Origin of the sequence: Alteromonas sp. a30 (assembly GCF_026788005.1) — a bacterium.
Taxonomy (GTDB): Bacteria; Pseudomonadota; Gammaproteobacteria; order Enterobacterales; family Alteromonadaceae; genus Paraneptunicella.
Map to the genome: position 1 here is coordinate 11061 of NZ_JABEPE010000004.1, position 23519 is coordinate 34579.

Here is a 23519-nt window from a genome sequence, read left to right on the forward strand (position 1 = left end):
GAATGACTTCCTATTTTTGTTAAATCGTTAATTCGTTTAAATCGCTGGCGTCATCGGGTTGCCTTTGCACCTGAGACACCAACTCTTGCTGCGCTTGGCATTGCGCCAAATACGCCGCTTGTGTTTTTAATTCCGCTCGGCTAAATACCTCTTTCACCGACACTGAGATAGAAAATTGCTGCTCAAGGCGAGTGATTAAGCGCATCAATAACAAGGATTGCCCGCCTAGCGCGAAAAAGTCGTCGTGCAAGCCAACGGCTTGTGCTTCTATGCCGAGCAAATCAGCCCATAATTGCGCCAATTGTTTTTCCATATCGGTTTCTGGGGCCTGCCATGCCTTTGACGATGCGTTAAAGGCTGAATTTAAGCCGTGCTCGGGTTGTGGTAAGGCGCGTTTATCCACCTTGCCGTTGGCGGTTAGCGGTAACGCTGGCAACACCTTGTAAACCGATGGCTGCATATAGGCTGGCAAAGCCTTGTTTAGCGCCGCCTGACAATTCTCGATGAGTGCGCTTTCTTGTGGATTTTCTGGCTGATTTGGAAGTGGCGTTTCCAGTGAACTTTCAGCCACGATATAGGCAATCAAAAAGGCGTCTGAGCCCTTATTCTGAGCATTCGAAGTGCTCAACGTGACATAGGCATCACTAATGGCATCAAGTTGCGTTAACGCACTTTGAATTTCTCCCAACTCAATGCGATAGCCTCGCAGCTTCACTTGCTCATCTACGCGCCCTTCAAACAGCAATTCCCCTTGTGGGTTAAAGCGAACCAAGTCACCAGTGCGATACAAACGAGCACAACCTAAATTTAGGTGTGCGAGTGCGGCATTCTCTGAGAGTTGTTGAAACGCACTCACACTTTGTTCAGGCAAGTTACGATAACCGCTTGCTAAGGTGCGACCACCAATAGCTAATTCACCTATCACTCCGGGCGGGCAGAGGGATCCATCCTTGGAAAGCACATACACTCTCCCCCCCTGAACTGGCCTGCCAATAGGCACATTGCCAGAGTCGTTTTCACTCACAATATGGTAGGTGGCGCTCACCGTTGCCTCGGTTGGACCATAAGCATTAAGAAGCTGACAGGCGTTCCATAACTGATGTTGCTGCCAATAGCTTATGGCTGGCGACGAAAAAGCTTCCCCGCCCATGGAGATTAGCCGTAATGCGCTGTTTCGAATCACTTCATGAGCTTGCATGTGCTCGGAATCGTCGGCAATCATGGCGTTAAAAAACGATGGCATAACATCCGCAATGGTCACGCCTTCGGCTTGTAAATAGCGCCAAACTTGTTGTGTACTAACCTGCTGCACATCCAACACACATAGGGCTGCGCCAAAATGCAATGCCGAGAAAATCTGCTCTATCGAGGTATCGAAGTTGATGCTCGCCATTTGCAGGACTTTGTCTTGGGGTGTGATATTTAAGGTATGTCCCCACGCCTGAATATGCGCGGCGATTGCTCCATGACTGACTTCCACCCCCTTAGGAGTGCCGGTAGAGCCAGAGGTATAAATCACATACGCCAAGGACTCTGAAGATAAAGCTCCAGAAGCCAGAATAGGCGATGTCTCGGACGCAGCAGCAAAAGCGCTTTCGCCGCACAGCAAAGCATCTTCTATATATACCCGTTTGGCATTACCGAGGCTCGGCCCATCCTGCTCCAGCGCTCGCGAAGTCACAACAAAACGCGCACCTGAGTCGCTAAGCATATGCGCTAAACGAGATGATGGCAGGGTCATATCCAACGGGGTATAAGCTGCGCCCGTTTTTAAAATACCGAGCAAAGCGACAATCATTGCGCTTGTGCGAGGCATGGCGAGCCCCACTATCTCGCCCGCATGACCAGCGCCAACGCCTTGCGCTAACAGGTGACGAGCCAACTGATTTGCTTGTGCGTCGAGTTGCTGATAGGTAAGTGTTGCATCGTCGGCAATCACCGCAATATGACTTCCTGCGATGTTAACCTGATGCTGATAAGCACTCAGCAAATGCGCTTGTTTTAAATCCTGTGTTTGCGGCTCATTCGCACCAGACCATTCATCCACCAGTAGCTTGCGTTGCGATGCTGGCAGCCAATCTGTGCGCTTAACAGACGCGTCAGGTTGCTGAGCAAAATGCGTTAACATGGCTTCGAAGTTTTGCGCCATGCGCTCAATTGACACGGCTTCAAATAAGTCTGGGTTATACAACCAACTCAGTTGCAAACCACCATTGTCGGCTTGCTCCTCAATGGTTAATTCCAAATCGTACTTTAAATTAGTGTCGTCGATAGGCACGGCTTCGATGTGCATATCCTGCATGTGGATAGCCACTTGCTCGTTGTTTTGGAGGGTAAACAAAATTTGAAAAACCGGGCTGTGACTCACACTACGCTCAGGTTTTAATGCATCAACAAGCATGTCGAATGGCACCATTTGATGCTGTTGCGCCGCTAAAATACGCGCTTTGGATTGCGCCAACAACGCCGCAAAGCTCATGTTGTCGTCGAACTGATTACGCAGTACCAAGGTGTTCACAAACATGCCTATGAGCGCTTCGGTATCTTGATGAATACGCCCTGCTACTGGCGTTCCCATGACAATATCGGTTTCGCCGCTGTAACACTGCAACAAGTTAGCGAAGGTGGCCTGCAAGAACATGTATAAGGTGACGCTTTGTGCGCGACATTGTTCATGAATTTGCTGACATATTGCAGGCTCTATAAACTGCACATGGTTTTGACCAACACTGCTCTGCTGCATTGGACGAGGATGGTCCAACGGCAACGAATGTACTTGTGGAATGCCCGCTAACTGTTGTTGCCAATAGGCCATTTCTTGTTGAAATTGTGGCTCTTGCAAGCAGTTATGTTGCCACGCTGCATAATCGCCGTACTGCACATTCAAAGGCGCAGGCGCTAATAGCAATGATTCCGGCTCGGCTATTGACGTTGAATCGCTTGCGCTAAATTGCTGATAGAAATAACAAAACTCTTTGATCATCAAGCCAACTGACCAACCATCAGTAACGATATGATGCATATTCACCACCATCGCAAACTGTGCAGGCGCGAGTGGCAGCATCCGCACTCGCAACAACGGCGCATGGCTTAAATCAAATACGTAATGCAGTTCACTTTTTATTAGTGCTTCTAACCTTGCGGGGCTATGGCTCGGATCTTTGTTTTTATCATGCGTTAAAAACGTGACTGGAGAATCAACCTGTTCTTGCACTTGCAAACTAACGTTTTCGCCAGCCAGCATAAAGCGTGTACGCAGCACGTCATGGCGTTGTAACACCGCTTGCCACGCTTGTTCAAAGGCGACGTGATTAAGCTCGCCGACTAATTGAAATGCGCCAAGCATATTGTATTGACTGCTACCCCCTTCAAAACGATCGATAAACCACAAACGCTGCTGTGCAAAAGACAGCGGTGGATTCGGGTCGTGACGCGGCGTAATAGCAGGTAAAACAGACGCGAATTCAGCACTTGGCTGCGCGTTAACCGCAAACAAAACGTCGCTAAGCTCGGCCACCGTCGGATGTTCAAATAGCGCTTTAATGGGGAGCTCGATGTCAAAGTGCCGACGCACCGAGCCAATAATGCGCACCGCCAGCAAACTATGCCCGCCAATATCAAAAAAGTTGTCGTGTATGCCAACGCGCTCAAGCCCTAACACCTGTTGCCAAATATCGCACAAGGCTTGTTGTTGCCAATTTTGCGCAGCGTGATAACCCGCTTTTCCCGAATCTATACTGGCTAATTCAGCCAACAATTCTGGGATGAGCGCAGGCAACGCGCGCCGATCAATTTTACCGTTAGGCGTAAGTGGCAACGCCTCAAGGTTCAAGCAATGGGAGGGGATCATATAATCCGGCAAATGCTCGCTTAACTGCGCTTTTATTTGGCTAGCATTAATCTCACCCACCAGCATTGCCAACAACGCTTGCTGGTGCACTAACACTGCCGCTTGTTTCACGCCTTGCACTTGCAATAAACGGTTTTCAATTTCACCAATTTCTATGCGGAAGCCACGCAACTTCACTTGCTGATCGCCCCGCCCTAAATACGCAAGATGCTCCGGCTCACCTTTGCTATTTTTCACCCAACGTACTAAGTCGCCAGTACGATACATCACGCCCGGCGCGAAGGGGTTTGCGAGAAAATGCGCGGCGGTCAGTTCATCTCGATTGAGGTAGCCATGAGCTACACCCTCGCCACCAATATACAATTCCCCCACCACGCCATAAGGCACAAGCTGCTGTTGAGCATCTAACACGTAAAGCCATGTATTATCGATGGCGCGCCCAATGGATGGTTCTCGCTTAAGCGGCTCAAGGTAACGCTCATGAGTGGAATAGGTGGTGTCTTCCGAAGGCCCATATAAATTATTCACTTGCAACCTTGGGTTACGCGCAAATAACTGATTGACCAAGGCCTGCTTAAGTGGCTCGCCCGCTAAGTTAACAACACTCACATCAGCAAAATCGTAACCTTGTTCTAATAATGCCGATGCTGCGCTTGGCACTGTGTTGATTAGGCTTGGGTTTTGTTTTTGATGAGACGCTGTTCTAGAAGGCGCATTCAGCAACCCTAAAATGTTGTCGGCGACCAGTAACGCACCGCCACAAATCCATGCAGACCACACCTCAAACACGAATAAATCGAAGCTAATAGAGGTGCTACACAACACGCGCTCGCGCTGCGCTGGCGTGAAAGCGTGTTGCGCCCAACTTAACATCGCAACGGCATTGGCATGCGTTATTTGCACGCCCTTGGGCTTGCCCGTAGACCCCGAGGTATAAATCACATAGGCAATATGGTTGGGGTGAATGCTTGCACGGGCGACTTCTTGACCTTGAGTGGCGGTCATTGCCGTGTCGACTTTCGCTAATGTTTTATTATCAAAAACGCGCTCATAAGAGGCACGGGTAAACCACACATCTAACGCAATAGGATGTTGCGCTTCCAGTGATAACGACACCTGCAAGTCAGAGGCGGTTAATACACACACCGCGCTGGCATCTTGTAGCATAAACGCGATGCGCTCCGCCGGGTAACTTGGGTCGATTGGCACATAAGCAGCCCCCGTTTTTAATACCGCTAGCAGCCCAATAAAGAGATATTCATCACGATGCAAACACAAGCCCACGCGGCTTCCTGCGACACAGCCTTGTTGCATTAAATAGGCGGCGAGTCGTGAGGATTTTTGGTCAAGCTCGGCGTAACTCAGATGCTTAGGTATATCGCTTTGTTCATTGCTTTGAAGCCATTGCGACGCGGTACTGTTTGGCGCAGCGGCTAGTGGCTGCTGGAATAAGTCAAGCAAGGTAAGATTGCGCGCAAAGACGGGCGTTGCCGCTGAGCGACGAATCCAGTCTAGTTGCTTGGCTTGGCTTGTTGTATCCAACAAAGGCACATTTGCAATAGGCTGGGAAATGTCTGCCAATAAGGCATTTAGCAATTGTTGAAAACTTTGCAGCATTTGCTCAATCGTTTCGCGCTGAAACAAAGCCGTGGCGTAGGTCCATTCTAACGCTAGGCAAGCGTGCGATTCGGTCACGGTTAGCTCCAAATCAAACTTGGTGCTGTTGCGCTGTAAGGCGATGGGTTTAGCGTCGACACCGTGCAATTGCAATTGACCTTGCTCAGTGTTTTGCAACGTAAACATCACCTGAAACAAAGGGCTATGACTTAAGCTACGCTTCGGACTTAGCTCGTCGACCAAGGTTTCAAAAGGGATGTTCTGGTGTTGCTGCGCGCCTAAAATGATGTCGCGACTTTGCGCAATGATATCCGTGAAACACATCTCTGACGTAAATTGATTACGGAGCACAAGCGTGTTGACGAACATACCAATTAAAGGTTCAAGCGCATGATGATTTCGCCCCGCTACAGGGCTGCCCATAACAATATCTTGCGCGTGACTGTAGCGATACAAGAGCGTAGCAAACAGAGATTGCAGCAACATAAAGAGCGTGATCCCCTGCTGCTGACACAGGGTTTGCAACTGCTGATACGTTTCCCTTGAAATATGCTGTGTAACCGATTCGCCAGCGTAAACTTGTTGCGCGGGGCGAGCAAAATCCAACGCTAAACTATGCACCTGTGGAATATTGGCAAGCTGGGTGTGCCAATAGCTTAATTCCGCTTCTTTGTTGGCGTGTTTTGGGCTATCAGATTGAGCGCGACTCCCCAACCATTTTTGTTGCCATGTGGCGTAATCACCATATTGAATACTGAGCGTTGGCAGTGATGTTGCTGATTGAAGCAAGTCGGTATGGGTATGGGACTCAAAAGCGTTGACCAAATCCGCATTTAACTCACGCTTTTGATACCAATTATAAAATGCATTCACTTCTTTCAGAAGCACACCGATAGACCACCCATCAGCCACAATATGATGAATATTCACCAGCAAACAATATTCGCTCGCTGCCGTTTGTAGTAGCTGCACGCGCAGTAAAGGCTCATGATGCAGGTCAAATTGATAATGAGATTCAGCCTCTATCCGTTGTTGCACTTGATGCATTGGCGCGTCTTGGTTTTCGACGCTTTCTGGGCTTTCCATACTGCTGCACAAGCCAGACTGAGTCATATCTTCGACGTTGAAATACAGTTCAGCTTGTTGTTTCACTTCAAGCCGTACGCGATTTTCATCGGATGTTTTGACAAAGCGCGTCCGCAAAACGTCATGGCGCAAAACAATAGACTGAAACGCCAATTTAAGCGCGACAGGGTTGACTTCACCATGCAAAGTAAACGCACCAATCATGTTGTACTGACTGCTGCCTTGCTCAAGTTGGTCGATAAACCAAAGTCGTTGCTGGGCGAAAGAAAGCGGCGGCTGCGTTTGCTGTAATGCAACAAGCGGATTGGCATCAGCGGCGTTATCGTATTGATGTAATGCTTGTGCCAAGGAGGCCACCGTTGGATGCTCAAATAAGGCACGCAATGGCAGTTCTCGATGCATATTTTCGCGCACTAAACTCACCACTCGCGCCGCAAGTAAGCTGTGCCCACCTAAAGCAAAAAAGTTGTCTTGGGTACTGATTGGCGCTTGTTCAAGCACATTTTCCCAAATACGACAAAGCGCCACTTCTTGCGCGGATGCTGGCGCAACAAACTCTGTGCCAGATGGCCCATTCTGAACCTTCTGTACATCTTGTGGTAAGGCGTTTCGGTCGACTTTACCGCTGGGTGTAAGCGGTAGTTCAGGTAAAATCATCAGCACACTTGGCACCATATGTTCGGGTAAACTGCGCGCTAAATGTGAACGAAGTTGGCTTTGTATCGCTTTCATGTTCGCTTCATTGTCGCTCGCCGATGGTGCTGTTTCTAAGTGTTCGGTCAACACTACAAAGCCCACTAATTGCTTGCTACCGGAGGCATCTTGACGCGCAACAACTACACTGTCTTGAACGCTTTGGTGCTGCTGCAAACAGCTTTCGATTTCGCCCAATTCCACACGAAAACCACGGATTTTCACCTGTTGGTCCAGTCTACCTAAATATTCGATTTGCTCAGGCTTACCTCGTGAATAAAGACTTCTGTCCACGCGCCAACGCACCAAGTCTCCAGTACGATACAATTTGCCTTCGCCAAAGGGATTGTCAATGAAGCGCTGCGCCGTTTGTTCCGGCTGATTCAAGTAACCTGCTGCGACCCCTGCGCCGCCAATATACAGTTCTCCCGGCGAGCCTGTTGGCACGCGTTGCTGATAAGCGTCGAGCACATAAAGCTGGGTATTGGCAACCGGCAAACCAATGCTAATGCCTTTTTGCAAGTCATCTTGCAGCGCACCGCAGGAATACACTGTGGTTTCTGTTGGGCCGTACATGTTCCACACCGCAATGCCTTTTTGATTTAGGCTTTTTACCAACGCAGGTGGCAACGCTTCTCCCCCGATCACCGCTCGGAAAGCGTTAACCTTGGGTAACTGAGCAGCAAGCAATAATTTCCATGTGGCGGGGGTCGCTTGCATTAAATTGATGCGATAGTCTTGAATTAATCGCACCAGAGCATCACCATCCACCGCTTGCTCAGCACTTGCCAATACTAAGTGACCGCCCGCTAGCAATAATCCGTAAAGCTCAAACACGTGAATATCGAAGCTGATTGGGGTCACAGCAAGCAAAACATCTTGATGACTGACACCCGGCATGTGCAACATTGAACATAATAAATTCAATAGGTTACTGTGTTTTACTGCAACGCCTTTGGGTAAACCTGTGGAGCCAGAGGTGTAAATAATGTAAGCCAGTGAATCGGTATTTTGCAACACCAAACCAAGGTTATTTTTTGGCGCATTTTGCACCTTTTTTTGCACCGCTGTATTGTGCCACTGTATTTCTTTCAGTGGGTTTTTCTGCGTATCCGTTAACGAATGAGAAAGAGAATCTATCAGCAAAAAGGTCGCGCCAGAATCGGCCAACATGTAGCGCAATCGGTCACTTGGGTAACGCGTATCCAGCGGCAAATAGCATGCGCCGATTTTACCGATGGCAATCAAAATTGCCAGCATGTCTGCCGAGCGAGACACATGCACACCGATAATATCGCTCTCTTTTGCGCCTTGCTGCACAAGGTAGTGAGCAATTTGATTGGCGCGTTTATTCAAGGTTTGATACGACCAAGCCTCTCCTAAAAAAGTCACGGCAGTGGCATTGGGGGAGGTTTGCACTTGGGCCTCGAAAAGTTCGCTGTAACGGTTGCAATCTGGCAATGCTAAATGCGTGAGGTTGAGCGCGTCCAACGCTTGTTGCTCCTCCTCGAATAATAACGAAAGCTGACGAATATCGACTTTTGGATTACGAATAATTTGCTGTAAAAAAACGTGATAACGGGCCAATAAGGTCTCGCCGTATTGTGCTTCAAAAAAGCTCAAATTAGCGTCTAAATGTAATACCACATCGTCGTCGGCATCGTATTCACAAGCCGTAAACACCAGCGGAATTTGCTCATGGTTATGGGTGACAAAATGCGTTTCTACCGGTTGCTCATTCAGGGTTAACTTAAAATCCAACTTTTGATAATTGAAGCTAATATCGAAAAAGGTTTGCGCTTGAGGGGTGCCTGAAAGCAGTTGTCGTCTTAAATCGGTAATCGGAAATTTGTTGTGGCGATAGTCGCGGCGCACATCCAGCGCAACCGCTTTCACTAAATCGGAAAAATGATTTGGAATGGCATCTTCAACACGCAAGCGAATTGGGTTGACGTTAACGGTAACGCCCACAAGTTGACGCTCTAACGGGGTGCTACGATTATGACTTGGCAGCGCTACGATCATATCGTTACTGCCTTGTAAACGATGAAAAAATGCGAATAAACTGGCGAGGAAGAAATGCACCGGATTGCATTGTAGCTCGGCACAAAACGCCTTCAATTGCTGAAAATCGGCATTGGTAATGCGCGTGGTGACACGCTCACTTTGGCTTTGATAAGTTGGCCTCTGTGCCATAAATAGTGGCTCAGGCATGTCAGCAAAACGCTGCATCCAATACGCCTGACTTTTTGCGTAGCTGTCACTGCTTAGGTATTCGCTGTATTTCGCACTGTAGTCAATAAAGGAAGGCAATGCAGGAAATTGCGCTTTAAGCTGCACTTTGAATTTTTCCAACGCGGGCGCAGGCAATGCTGTATTTTTTGGCAAACCTAGCTTTGCAGCCGAGTTTTGCAAGGCTTCGTATAATTTCAGAAAGGTTGCCATCATCACGGAAAAGCCCCAGCCATCAATGACAATGTGGTGTGCTTTGGCATAGTACCAATATTGGTTTTCTTGCACGCGAATAAGCGCATCGTCAAGTAAGCTTTGTTGCGTATTTTTAAAGGGTTGTTGCATTTGTTGCTCAACCCAATCGTGGGCACATTGTCGTGGGTGATTTTGTGCAGTGAAGTCTTGCACTGGCAGTTCAGGAAACGCCTTTGAGGTAAGCTGCAAACCTGTATTATCGGCGTTAAAGACTAACTGAAGTGCGTCGCATGTTTCACGTAGCATGTCTCTTGCTTGTTGAAATAACGCAGGTTCGATAACGCACCGAAATACCTGATAACCGCCAATGTTGTTGATTACATCCCCATTAAGTTGCCCTTCAATTAGGATGCCTTTTTGAATAGAAGTCAGCTTCACTGTCATTGTTTTTTACTCAAAGTCATGCTGTTGAAATCGCATGACGTTCCAAATTATTGAAATCAGCCCTGCGTGCTACCGCCGTTCGGTAGTTAGCGCAGCGTCGCCGTGAATACTTCCGTGTAGGCTGAGGGTTTACGCTTAATTCTCTGCCGGTGACTAATAATTTAGTACCGATATTTCACGCTTATTAATGCACTCTATTTTCTTTATTGGTTAAGCTGTTGTTGCAGCTTTTGGTTCTCTTCTGCCACTATTTTTTTAATATCCGCTAAGGGTTCGATGCCCAGTTTAGCGCGCTCTGTATCGGGAAAATCTGGCGCCACGGGGTCGTGAATATAGCGATTTCCTTCGGCGTTCAAACGCCAATGCGTACCGTAACGTTGCGCTTTTCCTTGGGACAACAAATAACGGTCCATTGCTGCGCCTGCGTACCATCCGGCAATCTCGAAACCGCGCTCATATGCGGTTTTGCTCAAGTAAAACGCCAGTAAATGATTTTCCGGGCTTTGGCTTTTGTATGGATTATCCGGCGTTGGCACTTTTGGCGTGTGTTGCAACATAATCGCGGCGTAAAATAAACCTTCGGCAGAGTCTATTTGCCCTTGCGCCACTAATTCTAAAATGCGCTGACGCCGTAAAAACGCGGCTTCGCTATTGCCGTGCCCAGCCAATGTTGCACTTTGGTCTTCCTCAAACAGATTTTTAATTTCAACCAATACCGGTGAGTCGGCAATTTCAGACGTTGGATGCGACGCGGAAAGCGCCTGCCCACTAAACAGCAAAACAATTAACAATACATAGTTGAGCCTAAATAAATAGCTCATGGTCTCCCCCCACTACAAATACACATTAAATGCGTGTTTCACATTTAAACTCTCTGTACATTGCTTTTCAATTTACCCACTAAATCGCACCTAAAAGGGCTTACTACCTATTTATAATCAATGGGTTACAGCATTATTTAAAGCAACATTTCGAGCCAAACCTGTCTTCAAGTTGTTTTGTTTCGATCACTCACAAGCCAATAGCTCGGTAACTCACTTTGTCTCATGTTGATGCGATCTCACGCGTGAGATCTTTTGTAAAAACCGGCTGCAATCACACAAAACAACTTGAACGACATTAACGTTATTTAATTAGTTTTATCCACAAAAGAAGCACCGAGCGTTATACCATCTGTACTTCCGAACCGAATTCACGCTAACTTGAAAAAGAAAAAGCCTCTTCAAATGATCGTAAAAGCTCCGGTGTGATCACCGTGCGAGATAGCGTTTCTCGATCAACAAAGATTCCCTCTCGGGCATGTTCAGCGCCTAAACAGTAGCCGAGTTCAAATACTTCGCGAAGAATCGTTTCACTGTCGAGACCTTTATAGTCTTTTTTTTTCTATAGTTTTTTTCCATTTTGTCACGCCTAGATTGTGATTTTTATTTTAAATACATAAACTTAGATGCTTTTTACAAGTGAAAAAACAGGGTTAAATCTTCCCTTAACAGGCCAAAAAGAGTCAAACTACTACCCCCCAATTTCGGTCAGGTAAACGATTTAACAGCCACAAAAATCATATAATCAGTTGAATGACTAACGCACATATTTCATCGTAATGTGTGCTTCAGGTGAATAGAAAAAACACCAAAAAGGTAAAAGTTAATCACTCAAAGCAAATGGTTAAATTAGCAAAGCACAAACGTCTTCTGCTGAACAGTTTGTTCAGTGTCGATAACTGTAATCTCTCATAGAAAAATCCCCAAAAGGTTCAGCAATATCACTTAATGAAGCGACGAATATTCCTTTTGGAGTAGTTAAATTAGCTTATGCTTGCGTAAGTTGGCAAACACTCTAATACATCACAGGACAAATTACTACCCCCGAAAAAGGCATCATTTAGAATCGGATACCTGTGTAAGCTTTTTCTTTACACAGGCGTTCGATATAGCTCATCCGACGCCTGCTTAAGGCCTTCATCGGGAATGAACTGCTCGGCAATTGTCAAAATTGAAAATAGGTTATTCCTTAGTTTTTCTTGGTCTAACGCATCCGGTTTCATGCAGGTTTGAAACAAGTGAATTGCCATATCAGCTAACAAAAAGCGTTGTTTTTCTAGCCAGTTAGCATCACCTTTTGCCGCCGGTTCTGCTAAATAGGCTTGCTCCACTTGGTTGTGCAGCTCCCAACTTAATTTAATTAACGCCTGCTTTTCAGATTCAGTCATATGTTACTTCCTATTCGCTTATACGCTAAGCGTTATTTTTATACCCAATTGAGCAAGGATGCGAGGTGTTTTTGAATACCTTACACACCGCATTGGCCAATGGGTTGCACATAATACGGGTTTAGTTCAACAAGAATAAAATTACCACTTTCCCACAACAAACACGCCAAAGAACCCATATATTGGCTTAAAAAGTACAGCGCAAAAAATACCAAATAAAACGTTAGCCACACAAACGGCCAGCGCCACGTTAGGTACACCCGCACTTGGTTAAGGTTGTTGGTGTCGTTTAATAACTGTGGTTCATTCTTCATATTTTTCACATCGCGTCCCCAATGCATAACGAAGTGCATGGCGGAACTGTACAATGCAATGCCAAAATGAAAAGCGGTAGGCACTAAGGTGGAAAGCACCATTAAATGAATCCACAGGTGTTCGCCAATGCGGCTTGGGTCTTTTAAGCCTTGCATGAGCTGCCCAAAATCCAAAATGGGATGGCCTAAGGTGTTACTAAGGAAGGTTAATGCCAATAGAGCGGTTAGCGATACAGCAAAAACAAAGGTGATGGCTAATGCCAAATCCAAGAGCAGATACCCTGCATTATGCCAAGGCTGGTGTTGGTGAGTGAATATTTTATAGGTAAGGTAACGAGTGACATTTAAGGAAAGCCAGTCCCACACCACGTTTAATAGCGGCAATAATCCCATAAAGGCCAATAGAATAAGTTGCTTATCCATATCGACTTCTTGTTTTTTGATTACCTCTGACAAAAGCCTATAAATGAACACGCCAGAAATAAGCAAAGAGGCAAGAATAATGGCAAGCGTTGTAACAGAAAAAAGTTTGGTTTCATGCTTATGTTGATTAAAATAAGTGACAGCGACAGCGACAGCGACAACGACAGCGACAGCGACAGCGACAGCGCCAGCGCCAGCGCCAGCGACAGCGACAGCGACAGCGACAGCGACAACGCCAGCGACAGCGACAGCGCCAGCGAAAGTGCTTTCAAGCCGATAAAGTTGCCCTAAAAACATCAGCCAGAGCATAAGAAATAGTAACGCAAACGCATCATTTGCAAACAACTGGCTGACTAACACAACACCGATGATTGCAAAAAGCAGCTTCCATCTGAGCCTTAAATAGGGCGCTTCCCCCTTTAGAAATGCCTTTAAAGAAAAGCCATCTAGCCTCGAAAGCTGGCGTAAGCAAGAAAAACTAAACCAAAGCGTTATGCCACTTAAAAATACAAAAAACGATGCCATCCATAAAGAACTAAACACCGCCACATCAACGCCCGCTAAAGAAACTTTTCCTGAAAACAGCGCAGAAAATAACGCAAAACCTAAGGGGTACAATAGTGCAATAAATAACAACACAACATAGCTTTGAAAGGAAAAATATGGTTGCGCGGGGGTCGATACCGGCACAGATGCAGAAGAGTTGGCGCTATCTGCATTGGCTTTTGATTCACCAAACAGGCTAGCTAACCCATTTAAGCTGCTTCCCACAAAACGACGATAGCTTTCCCAATAGGCTTCTTGCGATAACTCCGCCACCCTTTTATATAAATTGTAGCGGTCGTTTAATCGCTCCCGTTCTTTTGGCTTTTCTCTTTCGAAAATTCCAGTTGCCCTTTGTTGCGGGTATTTGCGACTTGCCTCATCAATGCTGTTATCCATTTCTTGCATTAATCGTAATTCATAGGCGGTCAGGTTAAGTGAGCGATTAAATAAGGTAACTTTGTGCTTTGTGAAAAATTGGTAATGAACCCAAAGCCCTGCGGCAAGCAACACAAGCCCCACAATAGGCGGCACATAAAACGCTGAAAGCCCGACCGTATCGGTGAACCACTTTACAATATTAACGCCTGCATTCACTCTTGCACTCCTTTCATTCACATCGTTGCTTCAGTTAAGTCGCTTTTACCGCCCTAGCTTTTGCTGCCCTAGCTTTTGCTGCCTTAAATGACAGTGTTTGGTTTTCAATCACCAACAATCAAAAAGAACCGATAATACACCAGACAATTAGCCCCGTTAACACGCCTTTTTGTTAAGCATTAATTTTATTCCTTTACCTTTCGGCTCTTTTGCCTCTGAATAGCTGTGTTTAATTGTGAGTCACCCATAGAGATTTATCGCAAACTCGCCGTGGACACTTCCATGTAAATACCCAACCTTTCCCTTTGCCTAATTTGCAGTAAAATAGCGCGCTTATGTAATGTGAAACGCCGTTGGTTTTAACCGTTGAAGTGAGAATGAATATGTGGATTTGCCCTGCTTGCCGTGCCCGTTTGCATCAAGATGATGCGGGCTTTCGTTGTGAAAATGGTCACAGTTACGATAAGGCAAAAGAAGGCTATGTGAATTTGTTGTTAGCGCATCAAAAACGCAGCAAGGAGCCGGGCGATAACAAGCAAATGATTAACGCACGCCGCGCGTTTTTGGAAGGTGGCTTTTATCAGCCCCTTGCGCATCGTTTAGCGCACATTATTCATGAGCATTCGGCCGATGGCGCGCCTTTAGATTTGTTCGATGCCGGTTGTGGCGAAGGTTATTATTTGGATGTGATTAAGCAAAGCTTGGTTGCTCAAGGCCATGAAGTGGCGAGCAGCGGTTGCGATATTGCCAAAGTGGCGATTCAAAAAGCCGCGAAAAAATATAAAACCAGCGCGTTTTGCGTTGCCAGCACTTATGCCTTGCCTCTTGCCGATGAAAGCACTAATGCTCTTGTTCAGGTGTTTGCGCCAAGCAGCGAAACTGAGGTGCACCGCGTGTTGCAAGCAAACGGGTTGTGGCTGCAAGTGAACCCTGCTTCGAATCATCTGCATCAATTAAAAGCCATGATTTACGATGCCGCGCAAGATCACCAAAAGCATCAGCAGGAAATAGACGGCTTTTCAGTATTGCTAGACGAAGAGCTTAACTTCGATATTAGCCTTCCTGACCCACAAAGTACGCTTAATCTACTAATGATGACACCTTTTTATTGGTCTGCCTCTGAAGCGCAATTAGCTGAAATACAAGAGAATTTAAAACAAGTAAGCGCCCATTTTCATATTCGTGTTTTGCAAAAGTTAAATTAGCTGGTAATTATTTGACCTAAATCAAGGATAATTATTCAACCTCAGACTAGGATTATTTCGAAGGGTGAGCAAAATTCATCCAATACAGAAGGAGTTGTTGGCTACTGATAGAAATGATTAGGCACTGAACTATTGAATGTCTTATCGAACAGCAACTTCTTAGTAATTAAGTCGTTAAGCATTAAGAGGCAGTAACATGAGCAGCAGAAAATTAGGTGAATCACCAGCAAAAGAAAAGGAAGATCAAGCGGAACACGATGGTTACTCTGCGGGTAAGTACGCCGGTGATGATCGTATTACCGAAAAAATGCGAAGAGAGCATGAAAATAATGCGATGGAAAAGCAAGCGTTTGAACGCGGCTACGAAAGAGGTAAAAAGGACCGAAATAATTAGTCCCCTGCTTTCACTTCCAATCCAAACTCTTCTTGCCCCTTTAATATAGGGGGCTTTTTTATTTGGTTAAGTTGTAAACTTAGTGCTAGGGTTATTCGAAGGAGCTGTAGCTTAATTTAAAAGGAGATAACATGGGTTCTTTCGAACATATTCTTAGTTACATACTTAGCGTTCAATTTTTCTTACTGATTTTTGTGGTCGTTGTACTGAAAAACAGTATTAAATTCGTACCGCAAAACCGCGCTTGGATAGTTGAACGATTCGGCAAATTCCATTCAACTAAAGAAGCTGGTCTTAACTTTATCCTACCTTTCATCGACCGAATTTCTGCCGACAGAAGCTTAAAAGAGCAAGCCGTTGATGTGCCATCTCAATCTGCCATTACCAAAGACAACATTTCTCTTGTGGTTGATGGTGTTCTGTATTTTCGCGTGCTTGATCCTTACAAAGCCACTTACGGCGTAGACGACTATATTTTTGCGGTAACGCAACTGGCACAAACCACAATGCGTAGCGAACTTGGCAAGATGGAGTTAGACAAAACCTTCGAAGAGCGTGACTTGCTCAATACCAATATTGTTGCCGCTATCAATGCCGCCTCAGACCCTTGGGGCATCCAAGTTTTACGCTACGAAATTAAAGATATTGTGCCACCGAATTCGGTAATGGAAGCCATGGAGGCACAAATGAAAGCGGAGCGTGTAAAGCGCGCGCAAATTTTGGAATCCGAAGGTGACAGGCAAGCAGCTATCAACGTTGCTGAAGGGAGAAAGCAAGCACAGGTATTGGCAGCAGAAGCCGATAAAGCAGAGCAAATTCTTAACGCAGAAGGTGAAGCAAAGGCAATTATGGCGGTTGCCGAAGCACAAGCTGAAGCCTTAAGAAAAGTTGGTGAAGCAGCAGATACCGAAGAAGGCCAAAAGGCAATTCAGTTAGATTTAGCCACTAAAGCCATTTCAGCAAAAGAAGCGATTGCGAAAGAGTCGTCTGTTGTACTGTTACCGGACAACGCTTCCGATGCCAGCTCGCTTGTCGCGCAAGCAATGTCGATTATCAACTCATTAAATAATAAGCAGAAAGGCTAAACAATGACGTTATTTTCAGACGATCTTGCGCAAAATCTGGCTATTGTCGGTATGGTTTTGCTGATTATTGAAGTCGCGATACTGGGCTTCTCTACCTTCTTTTTAACCTTTTTAGGCTTATCTTTACTGACGAGTAGTTTATTCATGTACTGGGAACTGATTCCAACGGATTGGGTCAGCGCGCTTTTGGCTAACGCGGTACTCACAACCTTATATGCCGCATTAATGTGGAAACCTTTAAAACGAATGCAAGAAGCCAAGGCTGAGCGAAATATTCATAATGACTTTGCAGAAATCACCTTTACATTGGAACAAGATGTTACACCGGATAGCAGTTATTCGTATGAATATTCAGGAGTGCATTGGCGGTTAAAAAGCCAGCAACCATTAAAGCAAGGGACACAGGTTAAAGTCGTGAAAAAGGATGTCGGCGTATTTTGGATTGAGCCTCTTTAAACTCGGCATGACAACACATAAAAAAGCCCCAATTTATTGGGGCTTTTACTTTGATGATGAGGGAACTAAATTAATACTGATTTAGTTATGTGGGAGATGGTGCGCCTCCAACCACAGAGACGCTATCGCCCTTTTTTGAAGACCCAACCTTGGCATTGTCTACCATCATTTCGGCATACTTTAATGCATCCAGTCGTGTTTCAAAAATGTGTGCTTCGGATACCGTATTTTTCACGTCAAGCGCATCTAATACCTGCTTCACTTTAGGCGTTAAAGCAGATATTAAAATCTTGCGCCCAGCGGCTTGGGCATCCGTAATAATGGTATCAACTGCGCGCGCAGCGGATACATCCATGAAGGGTACGCGGTCAAAATCGAGCAATAGGATACTCACCTCGTTCTTCACGTTTTCTCTAACATGGTGTCCGACATCTGCCGCAGCACCAAAGCTTAACGGACTACCGAAGTCGAACAAATTCACTGAAGGACCAATTTTTTTCAAAATGGCGGCTTCTTCGGGTACATCCAAATGTTCAGGCATCACTTTGATGGCATCAAGCTGTACTTTCGCTAGTTGTTTAACGAAGGCTAATGCAGCTAGAACAACACCTGCGGCAACCGCGGTAATTAAGTCAACAAAGACGGTCATACCCAATACCAACAACATCAACGCTAAGTCCCAACGTGGGCCACGGTGTGCTTTAGTAATGTAGCTCCAATCGATAATATCTAAGCCAACTTTAACCAATATACCGGCTAACACTGCATGAGGAATATGTGACGCCAAGCCACCCAACCCCATAACAATGGCAAGTAAAACAAGTGAGTGCACCATACCTGACAAGCGACCAGAGCCACCAGAGCGGATATTGATAACAGTACGCATAGTTGCGCCAGCGCCAGCAATACCACCGAATAGCCCTGCGATAGTATTACCTACGCCTTGGCCAACTAATTCCCTGTTACTGTCGTGTCTTGTTCGAGTCATATTGTCAGCCACCAAGGAAGTTAATAAGCTATCAATACAACCCAATACCGCTAATACTACCGCAGCCTCAACAACTAGGAATAACGTGCTCTGATCAAATACAGGTAGGTGCAAAGAAGGTAAACCGGTCGGGATTTGGCCCAACACGGGTAGATTCTCAACAAATAATCCAACAATTGTACCAATAACCAGCGCCGCTAAAGCGCCCGGTACGTACTTGCCTAATGATGCTGGCCACTTGTAGGCAATGATTAACGTACCAACACCAATAAGCAGCGTGCCAAAGTTAATATCGGATAGTGCTGTCGGTAAATACTCTAGGGCGCCAATTGTGCCACTCGGCGGCTCATGTCCTAACAAACGTCCTAACTGCAAGATAATAATAATGGCGCCAATTCCGCTCATAAAACCGGAAATAACCGGGTACGGAACCAGCCGAATGTATTGTCCAATACCAAGAAAACCAAAAACAATTTGAAGTAAGCCTGCGAGCATTACAGCGGTGAATACTAGGGTTGCGTCACCAGAAAGGCTAGCGAACAAGCCCGCTAAAACAACCACCATTGGGCCTGTCGGGCCAGAAATCTGGGAAGGAGTTCCCCCTAAAAAGGCAGCAAAAAAGCCCACCAAAATTGCGCCGTATAAACCCGCCATGGGGCCAAGCCCGGAGGCTACCCCTAGCGCCAGCGCCAACGGCAAGGCCACAATACCAGCGGTAATCCCGCCAGTAATATCACCTCTTAAATCGTTAGTCAGCTTAATCATAAACTCTCCTACGCTCTTACCGCAGCTTTTGTTGCGAACAACTTGGCATAACGCTCATTCATCGGCTCAAATTTAGTTTCTGCTTCGTTGTAACAAAGCACTTCGCCGGTTTCGATGTCGTACATCCAGCCGTGCAGTTCAACTTGTTTTGTTGCTAACTTTGCCGCAACCGCTGGGTGCGTACGCAAGTGTTGAAGCTGCAATACAATATTTTCCTCTGTGACTTCATCAAGGTGGTCCAAACACAAATCACAGCCATGTTTTTCTGCAACTACTTCTGTTGCGGCACGACAATGCCCTAACCAATCTTTAACATGTGGAAGCTTGTCGAGTGCATCAGGATTAATCGCACCTTTCATGGCGCCACAATCGGTGTGACCACATACCACAATGTGGGTAACACCAAGCGCCGCAACCGCAAATTCAATGGACGCGGTCATGCCTCCTGTAGCATTGGAATGAGGAGGAACTACATTGCCCGCGTTACGACAAATGAAAAGCTCGCCGGGGTCGGTTTGTGTGACAAGATTCGGATCAATTCGAGAATCGGCACAAGTGATGAAGAGAACTTCAGGATTCTGTCCAGTGGCTAACTTTTGGAAATGCTTTTCACGCTCGGGAAAGACTTCACGTTGAAATTTCGCTACACCTGAAATGACATGTTTCATCTAATGCTCCATTAATTTGACTATTACGTTTTTTGGAAAACACCAATTGACTACAGTATGCACTGATAGCTTAATAGGAAATAATCTTATTTCGTGATAGCCTTAAACTATCAAATATCCTAGAGTTTACATTGTGAAGTTAGGTAACAAAATATGTACGAAAAGCAGCCCACCTTTAAGCAACTAGAATACTTTATCTGCCTCGCCGATATACTCAATTTTCGACAAGCTGCAGCTAAACTCGGTGTCAGTCAGCCAACACTCACCACCCAAATTCGCTCACTTGAAGAAACCCTTGGCATTACCCTTTTAGAACGCTCCAGAAATGGCACTTTTTTATCCCCACAAGGTAAAGAACTACAAGAAAAGGCCCGCCATATTGTTGAATCCATGCGTGACTTAGTCGACAACGCTCAAGTGCTTGCTCATGGCCCATCCACCACATTCAGATTAGGCGTGCCACCTACCGTTGGCCCTTACTTATTGCCCTTTATTCTGCCGCATTTGCACAAACAATACGACAAGCTAAAACTTTACGTAAGGGAAGATTCGCCAAGGCAATTAGAAGATGGGTTACGAAGCGGCAATTATGACATTATTTTATCTCCACTACCGCTAATTAGTAGTGAATTTTCGATCAAAACGTTGTTTAGAGAGCCGTTGAAGTTTGTTGTTCCGCAAGATCATCCTCTTGCAGGACGTCATGACGTTGATCCACAAGAGCTTTCTGGTGAGCCTGTACTGACGCTAGAAGAACATCACCACTTCCATATGCAAGTACAAAATATTTGTAACCAAATTGGTGCAAACGTATTACGGGACTTCGAAGGCACAAGTTTGGACACCCTCCGGCAAATGGTGGTGATGGGGATGGGCGTGGCATTTTTGCCGGGCTTGTACGTGCATTCGGAATTGCACCGACCAGAAGCCCTTCACGTTTGCGAGCTTTCTAACACACCCATTGAACGGGAACACGCGCTAGTGTGGCGTAATGGTTCAGCGAACCGTGTATTTTTTAGGGAACTGACGTTGCACTTTAGAACAATTGTAAAAGAACATTTAAGCGGTGTTGTAACACCGTTAGATGATTAACGTTCTTATGCATCACATCGAATTTATTCCTTTTTCCCGAGTCTCTGCCGAGGCATTTTTACCCATATTGAACAAAGAAAAGGTGCGCAAACACCTCATCTCCCAGCCGCAATTCGACTTAAACGCCGTTAACGCATGGATGCAAAGTAAAGAAGTGTGAATACCGTTTTTTACAAAAGCGCACTGTTGCGGTTTTCCCAAATACGGTGCTTGGACAGAACTTTTTAACCTACAAATTAGCTGTTTCAGCTTGAAATGCGAGTAGTGTGGTTCATCTCACACCTTCAACTACATTTGAAGGCACCAAGGCTAAAAGCAAATGTTTGCAGATAAAGTGAACGGTGAACGCTAACGAAAAATCAATATTTGGCCTACTCTGCAATTTAAGGTAAATTTAGCCACCAACAACTTCTAACCACGGATGTTTGGTGATGCGTTCCACGGCTCGTCCTTTTTTTGCTTTTTCCGCTTTCCTTTTTATTTTCATCATTGGCGTTTCGCCCATGCAGTCATTTGCCCAAAGCGCGGCTGTTTCTGGGCAGAAAAACGGCGAGCCAAGTGCTGCAAACCACACCAATGACGCAGTGATTTACAACCAGTTATTTGAACTACAACGGCAAGTCACCAAGCTAGAAGCAACATTGGAAGCGCGTTTACACAGCACAAAACACACAAACCAAACCACCTCGGAAATTAGCAACAAAGCCAATACCAATGCCGCTCAAGTGCAAACAATGAAAGCGCAACTTGCAGAATTGAAAGCAAGGTTAGCGGGATTAGACAAATCAATAAACGACACCAAAGCAAGCCAAAATATTTTGATAGAGCGTCATGGTGAGCGCATTGAAGATGTGTGGTCGTATATTGGCATTTTTCTCGGAGCAATTACTCTGCTTGGTTTGTTTGGTGGTTTATCAACGTATTTCTCGGTCAGAAATAAAGCGAAGGCAGAAGCGCGAGAAGAGGCTCAAAGAATAATAACTCGTGAATGGGTCAATAGTAAGGGTGATGAAGCTTTTGAACAATTAAAGCAAGACATTACACCTAAACTAGACGCTTTAGAAGCTGAGTATTCGACCCGTTTTAAGTTAATCCTAGATAAGAAATATCATCAATATGAATCCCAAATAGATAGTAGAATTAAGAAAAAATTTGACGAATTTGATAAAGAAAAAGAACAAAAAATAAAAAGCCTTGATGATCTCTTGAGCAATAATTTAGGAGAACTAAAACCTAACAACGATAATGAAAATAACCAAAGCCATGATACCAATCAAGCACAACAATTTTATGAACAAGGAGCATCAAAACTATATTCCGAAAAGAGAGATGCTTCTGAGGCCTTAAATTATTTTGAAAAAGCTGAAAACTGCTTGCCCCCTCACTCACAAGAATTAAATTACACTATTAAAACTGAAAAAATAGTTTGCTACGGGCTATTACGAAATTTCACCGAAGCACTGAATAAGAGTAATGAACTAATCCAATTGTTAGAAAAGGAACCCAGCTCTGTATTCAAAGGTTTTCTTGCTGCAGCCATGAGAAATAAGAGCATTTCACTGAGTCGATTGAATCGGTATAAAGAAGCTGTTGAAAATACCAATAAAATGCTTGGGATTTTTAAAAGTGACGATGAATTTCTAATATCAAGACACAAGGTCACTGCGATGAGAAATAAGGCTGGGTCACTACTAAAATTAAATAAAATTAAAGATGCCTTTAAAACGTATGATCTTATCTTTGAGTCTTACTTAAATAGTACTGATGAACAAATCACCTATGAAGTAGTAAGTGCTTATTTAAATAAGGCAAATACTTTAGAAGGAATTGGATTGTTTGATGAGGCAATCAAGAATTATGACATTGTGATTAATAAATACAGGAAACTCCCTAACTCAAACTTTCAAGAGTTAGTATCAATGTCCATATTTAATAAAGGGATTACTTTACAACAACAAGATAAAACCGAAGAAGCGATAAAATGCTACGAGCAACTCACTAAAGCTTGCTCAAGATCCAGTAGTGATGCGATACAAGAACTCATTTCTAGAGCAATGCTCTACAGAGGTAACAAATTATTTGAGCTAAACCGATATTCAGATGCTCTAGAATCCTATAACACCTTAATAAAAAAATACGTTCCGCACGCTCGCGAGGCAATTAAAATAAATATCGCCGATGCGATGTATTCGAAAGCCCTAATCCTTGTTAGAGAAGGCAAAGCTGAGCAAGCCTTAGATTTGGGTAAAGACTTTGAATCCATGTTTAAAGATTCCGATTCTCCTATTATACAAAATAAGGTTAAATTGGTTTTCGCCGATTTAGCAATGGTATCCCTATTAACTGAACCCAAAGAAACCACATTAAAACGTATTGAGAAATGTGAGCAACACACACAAGACAAAGAATCACTCGCCATTATGCAGTTCCTGCGTTTTTTGTTGGATACAAGCAGTATTCAATCGGTGTTAGAGAGCATTAAACCCATTCCTACCGATGAATTGACGTGGGGATTCGAGGAAATCCAAAGTTATTTAGCTGAGTTCACTGGTGAAAAAGGCTGTCGGGTGAAGGCGGTGGTGGCGTTTTTTGAAGCGCACAAGTCGATTGAAAAACTAGAAGCAGATTTAGCGGCGTGTAAAACGCTATCGTAATTTGTAAAA

Annotated in this window: 14 protein-coding genes; 7 read left to right on the forward strand and 7 right to left on the reverse strand. The window is 45.1% G+C overall.

The genetic code is table 11. The features are described 5' to 3' along the window. Positions 1-19: 19 nt before the first annotated feature. The 4 genes from HJG39_RS05550 to HJG39_RS05565 form a co-directional block, all read right to left on the reverse strand. Positions 20-10117: a non-ribosomal peptide synthetase gene (locus tag HJG39_RS05550; RefSeq protein WP_268407597.1), complete on the reverse strand. Its 10098-nt coding sequence runs from the start codon at positions 10115-10117 to the stop codon at positions 20-22. A 203-nt stretch (positions 10118-10320) separates the two neighbouring features. Then, entirely contained in the window at positions 10321-10938 is a 618-nt protein-coding gene (locus tag HJG39_RS05555) for a hypothetical protein (RefSeq protein ID WP_268407600.1), read from the reverse strand. 1091 nt (positions 10939-12029) lie between these two features. After that, on the reverse strand, positions 12030-12326 hold the full coding sequence (locus tag HJG39_RS05560; RefSeq protein WP_268407603.1) for a hypothetical protein: 297 nt from the start codon (positions 12324-12326) through the stop codon (positions 12030-12032). Between the two features lie 80 nt (positions 12327-12406). Further along, positions 12407-14203 (reverse strand): hypothetical protein, encoded by a 1797-nt coding sequence (locus HJG39_RS05565; RefSeq protein ID WP_268407606.1) that lies wholly within the window; start codon positions 14201-14203, stop codon positions 12407-12409. A 377-nt stretch (positions 14204-14580) separates the two neighbouring features. Between HJG39_RS05565 and HJG39_RS05570 the strand changes: the two genes are divergently transcribed. The 4 genes from HJG39_RS05570 to HJG39_RS05585 all read left to right on the forward strand — a co-directional run bounded on the left by HJG39_RS05570 (position 14581) and on the right by HJG39_RS05585 (position 17343). Then, positions 14581-15408: a putative RNA methyltransferase gene (locus tag HJG39_RS05570; protein ID WP_326849244.1), complete on the forward strand. Its 828-nt coding sequence runs from the start codon at positions 14581-14583 to the stop codon at positions 15406-15408. 196 nt (positions 15409-15604) lie between these two features. Continuing rightward, a complete protein-coding gene (locus tag HJG39_RS05575) occupies positions 15605-15802 on the forward strand; it encodes a hypothetical protein (protein ID WP_268407609.1) in 198 nt (65 codons plus the stop codon). Positions 15803-15933: 131 nt separating this feature from the next. Continuing rightward, on the forward strand, positions 15934-16887 hold the full coding sequence (locus tag HJG39_RS05580) for a stomatin-like protein (protein ID WP_268407611.1): 954 nt from the start codon (positions 15934-15936) through the stop codon (positions 16885-16887). A gap of 3 nt (positions 16888-16890) precedes the next feature. After that, positions 16891-17343 carry an NfeD family protein gene (locus tag HJG39_RS05585; RefSeq protein WP_268407613.1) on the forward strand — a complete coding sequence of 151 codons (453 nt, stop codon included), beginning with the start codon at positions 16891-16893 and terminating at the stop codon, positions 17341-17343. A gap of 85 nt (positions 17344-17428) precedes the next feature. Here the strand turns inward: HJG39_RS05585 and HJG39_RS05590 are convergent, their stop codons facing one another. Then, positions 17429-19096, reverse strand: a complete 1668-nt coding sequence (locus HJG39_RS05590) for a SulP family inorganic anion transporter (RefSeq protein WP_268407616.1) — start codon at positions 19094-19096, stop codon at positions 17429-17431. Between the two features lie 8 nt (positions 19097-19104). Continuing rightward, positions 19105-19764: a carbonic anhydrase gene (locus HJG39_RS05595; RefSeq protein ID WP_268407619.1), complete on the reverse strand. Its 660-nt coding sequence runs from the start codon at positions 19762-19764 to the stop codon at positions 19105-19107. A 153-nt stretch (positions 19765-19917) separates the two neighbouring features. On the opposite strand from HJG39_RS05595, the gene HJG39_RS05600 reads away from it, so the two are divergent. Together HJG39_RS05600 and HJG39_RS05605 are read left to right on the forward strand one after the other, a co-directional pair. Next, complete coding sequence (locus HJG39_RS05600) at positions 19918-20856, forward strand: hydrogen peroxide-inducible genes activator (RefSeq protein ID WP_268407623.1); 939 nt, start codon at positions 19918-19920, stop codon at positions 20854-20856. Between the two features lie 7 nt (positions 20857-20863). Further along, positions 20864-21016, forward strand: a complete 153-nt coding sequence (locus tag HJG39_RS05605) for a hypothetical protein (protein ID WP_268407626.1) — start codon at positions 20864-20866, stop codon at positions 21014-21016. A 234-nt stretch (positions 21017-21250) separates the two neighbouring features. Here HJG39_RS05605 and HJG39_RS05610 read toward each other — a convergent pair whose 3' ends face one another. Beyond that, entirely contained in the window at positions 21251-21430 is a 180-nt protein-coding gene (locus HJG39_RS05610; protein ID WP_268407628.1) for a hypothetical protein, read from the reverse strand. Between the two features lie 67 nt (positions 21431-21497). Here HJG39_RS05610 and HJG39_RS05615 point away from each other — a divergent pair, with 67 nt between their 5' ends. Then, the gene (locus HJG39_RS05615) at positions 21498-23510 is read left to right on the forward strand and encodes a tetratricopeptide repeat protein (RefSeq protein WP_268407630.1); all 2013 of its coding nucleotides are present in this window, start codon (positions 21498-21500) and stop codon (positions 23508-23510) included. Positions 23511-23519: the final 9 nt, after the last annotated feature.